Genomic DNA, 7335 nt, shown 5'->3' on the forward strand with positions numbered 1-7335 from the left:
CGCGCCGCCTGCCGTCCTCCGCGCCGTCTGCCGCCTGCCGCGCCGCCTGCCCCCTGCCGCGCCGCCTGCCGTCCGCCGTCCGCCGTCCGCCGCGGGCGCCAGGCATCCGCGCCGGACGGGCGGCGGGGTCTGGTCAGGCTCCGGCGCGCCAGCGGTCCTGGAGGCTCTCCACGACGCCGGGGTCGGCGAGGGTGGTGACGTCGCCGAGGTCGCGCTCCTCGGCGATGTCGCGGAGCAGGCGGCGCATGATCTTGCCGGAGCGGGTCTTCGGCAGGTCCTGCGTCCAGACGATCCGCTTGGGGCGGGCGAGCTTGCCGATGCGGTCGGCGATCTCGGCGTTGATCTGCGCGCCGACCTCGTCGGTCGCTTCCACGGAGCCCTGGAGCGTCACGTAGGCGACGATCGCCTGGCCGGTCAGGTCGTCGGCCTTCGCGACGACGGCGGCCTCGGCGACGGAGGGGTGCGCGACGATCGCGGACTCGACCTCGGCGGTCGAGAGGCGGTGGCCGGAGACGTTGATCACGTCGTCGACGCGGCCGATGACCCAGATGTACCCGTCGGCGTCGATGCGGGCGGAGTCGCCGACGAAGTACGGGACGTCCTTCGCGCCGCCGGCACCCTGCTCGAACGTCTCCCAGTACGTCGACTTGTAGCGGTCGGGGTCCTGGTAGAGCGTGCGCAGCATCGACGGCCACGGCCGGGGGATCGACAGCAGCCCCTCGCCCTCGGTCACGAGCGTGTGCTTCTCGGCGTCCAGCACCTGCACCTCGTAGCCGGGCAGCGGCGTGCCGGCCGACCCGGGCTTCGCGTCGTCCACTCCGGGGAGCGTCGTGATGACGATCGAGCCGGTCTCGGTCTGCCACCAGGTGTCGACGACGGGGCAGCGCTCGCCGCCGACGACGTGCCAGTACCAGAGCCACGCCTTCGGGTTGATCGGCTCGCCGACCGACCCGAGCAGCTTCAGCGACGACAGATCACGCCCGGCGACGTGCTCGACGCCCCACTTCATCGCGGCGCGGATCGCGGTCGGGGCGGTGTAGAACTTCGTCACCTTCCGCTGCTCGATGATCTCCCACCAGATCCCCTTGTGCGGGTAGTCCGGGGCGCCCTCGTACATCACCGACGTGATCCCGTTGGCGAGCGGCCCGTAGACGATGTAGGAGTGGCCGGTGATCCAGCCGACGTCGGCGGAGCACCAGTAGACGTCCGGATCCGGCCCGCCCGCCCGCAGGTCGAAGACCTGCCGCAGGGTGGTGGTGACCCCGGTCAGGTAGCCGCCGGTGGTGTGCTGGATCCCCTTCGGCTTCGCGGTCGACCCGGACGAGTAGAGGATGAACATCGGCGCCTCGGCGTCCAACGGCACCGGATCGACCGGGTCCGCCGCGGCGACGACGTCGTGGAACCAGACGTCGCGGCCGTCCTGCATCGCGACGTCGTTGCCGGCGTTCTTGACGACGACGATGTGCTGCAGGCCGTCCAGGTCGGCGAAGTGCTTGTCGACCTCCGGCTTGACCGGCGCGGTCTTGCCCTTCCGCCGCCCACCGTCAGCGGTCACGAGGACCTTCGCGCCCGAGACCTCCATCCGCTCCGCGACCGACGTCGCGGAGAACCCGCCGAAGACGACGTTGTGGATCGCGCCGATGCGGGTGCAGGCGAGCATCGCGACGGCGACCTCGGGGATCATCGGCAGGTAGATCCCGACGACGTCGCCCTGCTGCACGCCGAGCTCGCGCAGCGCGCCGGCGAACTTCGCGGTCTGCTCCAGGAGCTCCGCGTAGGTGATGTCGCGGGTCTCGCCCTCCTCGCCGTGCCAGTGGTACGCGACGCGGTCGCCGTTGCCGGCCTCCACGTGGCGGTCCAGGCAGTTGTCGGAGACGTTGACCCGGCCGCCCTGAAACCACCGGTAGAACGGCGCGTCGCCGTCGTTCAGCGCGGTCTCCCACGGCGTCGTCCAGCGCAGCTTCCCGGCCTGCTCCTCCCAGTAGCCGACCGGGTCCTTCGCGGCCCGTGCGCGCAGCTCGGGGTCCGTGATCTCCGCATCGGCGGCGAACGCGGTCGGCGGCGCGAAGCGCTCCTGCGACAGCAGCTCCCCGAGGCGCGCCTCCACGCGCTCCTCGGTCAGGTCACGATTGGTCTCGGTACTCATCTCGGTGCGGCCTCCGTCGAGATCCAGGGCAGGCCGCGGGTTCGCGGCGTCCCCCGAACTTACATGGGTGCGCGCGGGCACAGACCGGGCGGGAGCGCCAGTCCCCGAGGTTCCCGCGAGTTGGCGCCTCAACGCGCTCGCGGCGTCGCGCGCGGGCTGCGTTCCTGACCCGGACGGCGACCCCCGGCGCCCCGGTCCGGTGTCCTCGCCGGGCACGCTCTGGGAATCACCGTTTCGTGATCGATTCCCAGAGCGTGCCCGGGTGGAGGGCTGATGCGGGTGGGCGGCGCGGGGCGGGCGGACCACGCGGGGCGGGCGGACCACGCGGGGCGGGCGGACCACGCAGAACAGGTGGACGACGCGGGGGTGGGGCCGCCGGCCCCGCGCCGACGGATCGCGCGGCGCGGCGCGGCGCGCGATACCGAACCGATCCCCGGGCGAGACGGAACCGCTCCGGGGTCGCGAGAAGGTGCATGCGTCGGACGGGGCGTTGGGGGACAACCCGGCCGACAGAACGGCCGCGCTCACTCGTGAGTGCGGCCGTTCGCCTTCTCGGGGTGTGCCGCTGCTCGCTCCTACGGGGCGCGTCCGCGCCGCGGCGGGGCACGCCGGGGTCATCCGTTCGTCCAGGACTTGGCGGCCTCCCGTCGTGATGTGGTCGTCCGCGCCGCATCTGTTCACGTGTCACAGACGGCGTTTCGCAACGACGCGGCGGTCTCCCGGGGATTCTCGGGGTCGCCGGCCGGTTGTGGCGTTTCACAGGCGCCACCGCAGTCGCGCGGCTACGGTCGCCGACTCGCGAGCCCCTCGGGATCGCCTGTGTGTTCATCTCTCCCAAGAACGGGGCCTCGCATGACGTTCGAGAACGTGCGGGTCATCCTCGTCGCGGCCATCATCGACGCCAACACGGCCACCACCTGGGGCGACGTCAAGGCGGCGATCGCCACCGGCGGTGCCGGCGTGAAGAGCGGCACGACGTCCGGGAAGGCGAACCTGGACGCCGCCTCCGCGCGGCCACCGGCCCCTCCCGCACCGCCGGACCTCCCGCACGACGGGAGGGTCCGGTCCCGACGCGCCGTCCCGGCGCCGGCTCCGGCCGGCCCGGGGCGGCGCGTCGTCGTTCCGGGGGCATGTCCCACCATCCCCGTCGGACGCCGGCCCGGCGCGTCGAGACCGCTCCTCAAGGCCGGAATCGGTCGCTGCCCGTGGGTGGACGGGCGGAAACGGAACGAATCTGCCCCGAGTAGACCCAATCGTTCGTCCAACCTGGCGCCTGGCCGCTCGGTGATGGGAAACGGTGTTGTCCGAAGGCGTTCTTGTGTTGTACACGGGCCTTCGGGGCCAACACCGGCCCCCGGACGTTCTGTGGACGGTGTTCACGTTGCCTTCAGATTCACCTCGGCTGCCGATCATCTGGCGCTGAGGTCCGAGCTCCCGGGGTAGTGTCGAGCTGTCGCGTGTCCGAGAGGTCCCGCGCGTGTGTAGTCATCCAGAGCATCCCCTCATAGAAAGGGCTTCGCGTGAACTTCAAGAACATGCGGGTCATCCTCGTCGCGGCCATCGTCGCGGCGCTTCTCGGCGGCGGCGTCGCCACCGCCAAGACCCTGATCAAGGGCAAGGACATCGCGAGCAACGCGATCACCGGCGCCAAGATCAAGAGCAGCTCCATCACGAGCTCGGACGTCAAGAACGGCTCGCTCAGCATCGGCGACCTGACGAAGGCCACCCAGAAGCTCATCCGCGCCAAGGGCACGGGCGACAAGGGCGCGACGGGCGCGACCGGCGCCACGGGCCCCGCGGGTTCGCAGGGCCCCGCCGGTCCGGCCGGCCCCGCCGGTGCGGGCTTCGATCCGTCGAAGGTCGGCGCGGCCACCTCGCAGATCGCGGGCTTCACGCCCTGGTACGACAGCTCCACGACGACGAAGGTGTCCTTCACCGACGCCGGACTGGTCATCGACAACGGCAAGAACGGCATCGGCGGCGTCAACCTGCCGATCCCGCGCGGCACGTCGCTGTCGTCGCTCGGCAGCATCAAGTACACGTCGGTCGCCACCGACGGCTCCGCTGCGCGCGGCGCGGTCCTCGCGATCGAGGTCTACACCCAGGGCGGCATCTACCAGTCGACGAACGACTACACGACGCTGTACCTGGCCCCGGCCGCTTCCGGTGAGACGGACGCGTTCGCGGACGCCAACCAGTGGGTCTCGACGCGTCCGGCGGCGTCCGGCACGCTCGCCAGCGCGACGTGGAAGCAGCAGCTCGCCGCGATCGGTGACCGCGCGGCCCAGAACAAGGCCATCGTCCTGAACGCCAGCGTCCGGACGTTCGGCAGCGCGTCGGATACCGACAAGTCGGCCACGGCCGCGCTCACGTCGGTGTCGCTCGGCTACCTGAACGCCGAGAAGCCGGTCACCTACTCCTTCGTGAAGTAGTCGGCCTGATCGTCGGGCGGCCGTTCGGCGGTCCGACGACGCGCGTTCCGCGCCGTCCGTACCCCGGTTCCCGGTGGTACGGGCGGCGCTTCGTCGTTTCGTGCCGGCATCGGACCCCGCCGGCACGTCTGCGACGCCTCGTCGTCGCGGGACCGCCGGCGGCGGGCGCGGCGCACGCCGATACCCAACCGATCCCGTTCCGCGACCGAAACGCTGCCCTCGGCCGCCACGATGCATCCATCGAACGGGGCGTTGGGGGACAACCCGCTCGACCAGGACGGCCGCGCCCGGCAACGAGCGCGGCCGTTCGTCGTTCTGGGCCGAAGCCCGGAACCGGCCGCGGGGAGGGGCGGACATCCGCCCGATCTTCCGGCGCCCGGGCCCTGTGGGCGTGCGACCATCGGAGGTCGCGACGCCCGGTCCCTCCGACGGCCGGCGCCACCGGCACCGCACCCTGCCCGTGACCTCGCCCCACCTCCTCATGACCCGGACCCCCTCATCGCGTCGACGGACGCCCCGCCTGGCCGCCCTCGGCCTGCTCGCGCTCGCCGTCCCCGCGCTGGCCGCCCCGTCGGCGTCCGCGGCGGGCCGCAGCGCTGCGGCCTGCCGCACCGCGCTGTCGGCCACGCTCACCACGCACGACCCGACGCGGCTGATCGACCGCGCCGTCGCGCCCGTCCGCGTCCGCGTGGGGGAGGCGACGGCGGTCCGGGTCACCGTCACCCGCAAGGGCCGCACGATCGCGTCCGGCACGGCGGCGCGGTTGGCGCGGGGGACCACGTCGGTCGTCCTGAAGGTCCGCCGGGCCCCGGCCCCGGGAGCGCTCCGGATCCGCGTGACCGGGCGCGTGGCGGGCTGCGCCACCGCGTCGTCGACGTCGCCCTACCGGCTGCGCGCCGCGTCCCTGCCCGTCCGCGCGGCCCTGCGCGGGACGACGACGGTTGACGGGCGCTCCGTCGTCCGCGTCCTGCTGCGCTCCGTCGGAGGCCGCGTCACCAGCGGCGTGCGCGTGCGGCTCCTGAACGCCGGCGGCGCCCGGGTCGCGAGCACCAGTCTGAAGGGGCGGCTGACCGGCCTCGCCGAGGTCGCGCTGCGGTCGTCCGGGACGCTGCCCGCCGGCCGGTACCAGGTGGTCGTCAGCGGCCGCACGGGGTCCGCCAAGGTCGCCGGCAGCACGGAGCAGGCGATCACGGTCTCCGCCGTGACCAGCGACCCGTCCGCCGCGGTGGCCGAGCCGCCGCGCCAGCGCCCCGTCGTGGACTGGTCCGGGGCGAGCTCCGCCGGCCGCGACGTCGCGGGCTTCGTGATCCCCGGCATCGGCCACGGCGAGCTCGTCTGCAGTGCCGGCACCCAGTGGGTCCGCATCTTCCCGACGGACCAGACGCGCGAGGCGTCGATGCTGACCTGGACCTACCGGTCGTGGGACGGCAACGCCCAGGACGCCGAGAAGGCCTTGCGCGAGGCGCTCTTCACCACTGGGACCGGCCGCGACTTCAACGAGGGCTTCAACAAGTTCCAGCCCGCCGAGAAGCAGTCGACGGGGGAGTTCACGGCGCTGCTCAGCGACCGCGGCCCGATCGGCGCCCCCGGCGCAGCGTCGCTCGCCCCGCCGGTGAGCATCCACATCACCTGGGCGTGGGACTTCCGCGACCCCTCGGCGTCGCGCTGCCACGTCCAGGCCGAGGTCGTCGCCCAGACGGCCGGCTCCACCGGCGTCGGCTCCGCGCAGATCGTCTGGCGCGGCGACGCCGCGGCTGCGGGGCGCGACACCGCTACGGCCGACCTGCCCGGCGTCGGCCGGATCCAGCTCACCTGCCAGGCCACGCCGGCCGGCACCCGCACGGTCCGCCTCGACGTCCCCGGCGCCGCGACCGTCACGACGCGCCAGGGCTCGGTCGACACCGCCGTCCCGCAGGCCGCCGGCCCGGTCCTCGCGGAGCTCCCGAACAACGGCCAGCTCCAGATCGACACCGCCACCGGCGCCCGTGTCCTGATCTCGTCGCGCTGGAAGGTCAACGACCCGGACCCGACGCAGAACACCTGCGCGATCGCGGCGCAGTCGGTCGCCCCGTAGGGCCCCGGCCCGCGGGCCGGCGGAGGCCCGCTCATCGGGAAAGGTTCCTGGGAGGTATCAACGCTGGTGGCCGTCGCCGACGCCGACCGACCGCCGGCCGGTGGCGGCATGCTCACCAGGAAACCTTCCTGGGAGGTACCAACGCTGGTGACCGCGGACCCGGCGCGGCGCCCGCCAGCCCGGGGCGGCACGCCCACCAGGAAACGTTCCTGGGAGGTACCAAGTCTGGTGACCGCAGGCCCCGCGCGGCGACCGCCAGCCACGGGGCGGCACGCCCACCGGGAAGCCTTCCTGCGAGGTACCAACGCTGGTGGCCGTCGCCGACGCCGACCGACCGCCGGCCCGCGGCGGCACGCCCACCGGGAACCCTTCCTGGGAGGTACCAACGCTGGTGGCCGTCGCCGACGCGGACCGACCGCCGACCGGTGGCGGCACACCGACCAGGAACCCTTCCTGGGAGGTACCAACGCTGGTGGCCGTCGCCGACGCGGACCGACCGCCGGCCCGCGGCGGCACGCCCACCGGGAAGCCTTCCTGGGAGGTATCAACGCTGGTGGCCGTCGCCGACGCGGACCGACCGCCGGCCCGGGTCAAGTCGGTAGAAGTGGTGTAGCTCGGTGATGAGCGCGGGGCCGCCCGAAGGGCGGGCCACCGCGATGATCATCGAGACCGTGGGTCTTCTT

The 7335-nt window shown here is 73.2% G+C and carries 3 protein-coding genes; 2 read left to right on the plus strand and 1 reads right to left on the minus strand.

What is annotated here, in order from left to right:
• Positions 1-133 precede the first annotated feature (133 nt).
• Positions 134-2146, minus strand: coding sequence for an acetate--CoA ligase (gene acs / locus AB0L40_RS25275; RefSeq protein WP_364361152.1), 2013 nt, complete (start codon positions 2144-2146; stop codon positions 134-136).
• A 1520-nt stretch (positions 2147-3666) separates the two neighbouring features.
• On the opposite strand from acs, the gene AB0L40_RS25280 reads away from it, so the two are divergent.
• Together AB0L40_RS25280 and AB0L40_RS25285 are read left to right on the plus strand one after the other, a co-directional pair.
• Positions 3667-4578, plus strand: coding sequence for a hypothetical protein (locus tag AB0L40_RS25280; protein ID WP_364361154.1), 912 nt, complete (start codon positions 3667-3669; stop codon positions 4576-4578).
• Positions 4579-5038: 460 nt separating this feature from the next.
• Entirely contained in the window at positions 5039-6652 is a 1614-nt protein-coding gene (locus AB0L40_RS25285) for a hypothetical protein (RefSeq protein ID WP_364361156.1), read from the plus strand.
• The last annotated feature ends 683 nt before the right edge of the window (positions 6653-7335 follow it).

The sequence above is a fragment of the Patulibacter sp. NPDC049589 genome, from assembly GCF_040675535.1.
Classification (GTDB): domain Bacteria; phylum Actinomycetota; class Thermoleophilia; order Solirubrobacterales; family Solirubrobacteraceae; genus Patulibacter.

Bases quoted from the DNA above. Each gene is read 5' to 3' on its own strand.
- acs (WP_364361152.1), bottom strand. From the start codon at position 2,146: ATGAGTACCGAGACCAATCGTGACCTGACCGAGGAGCGCGTGGAGGCG.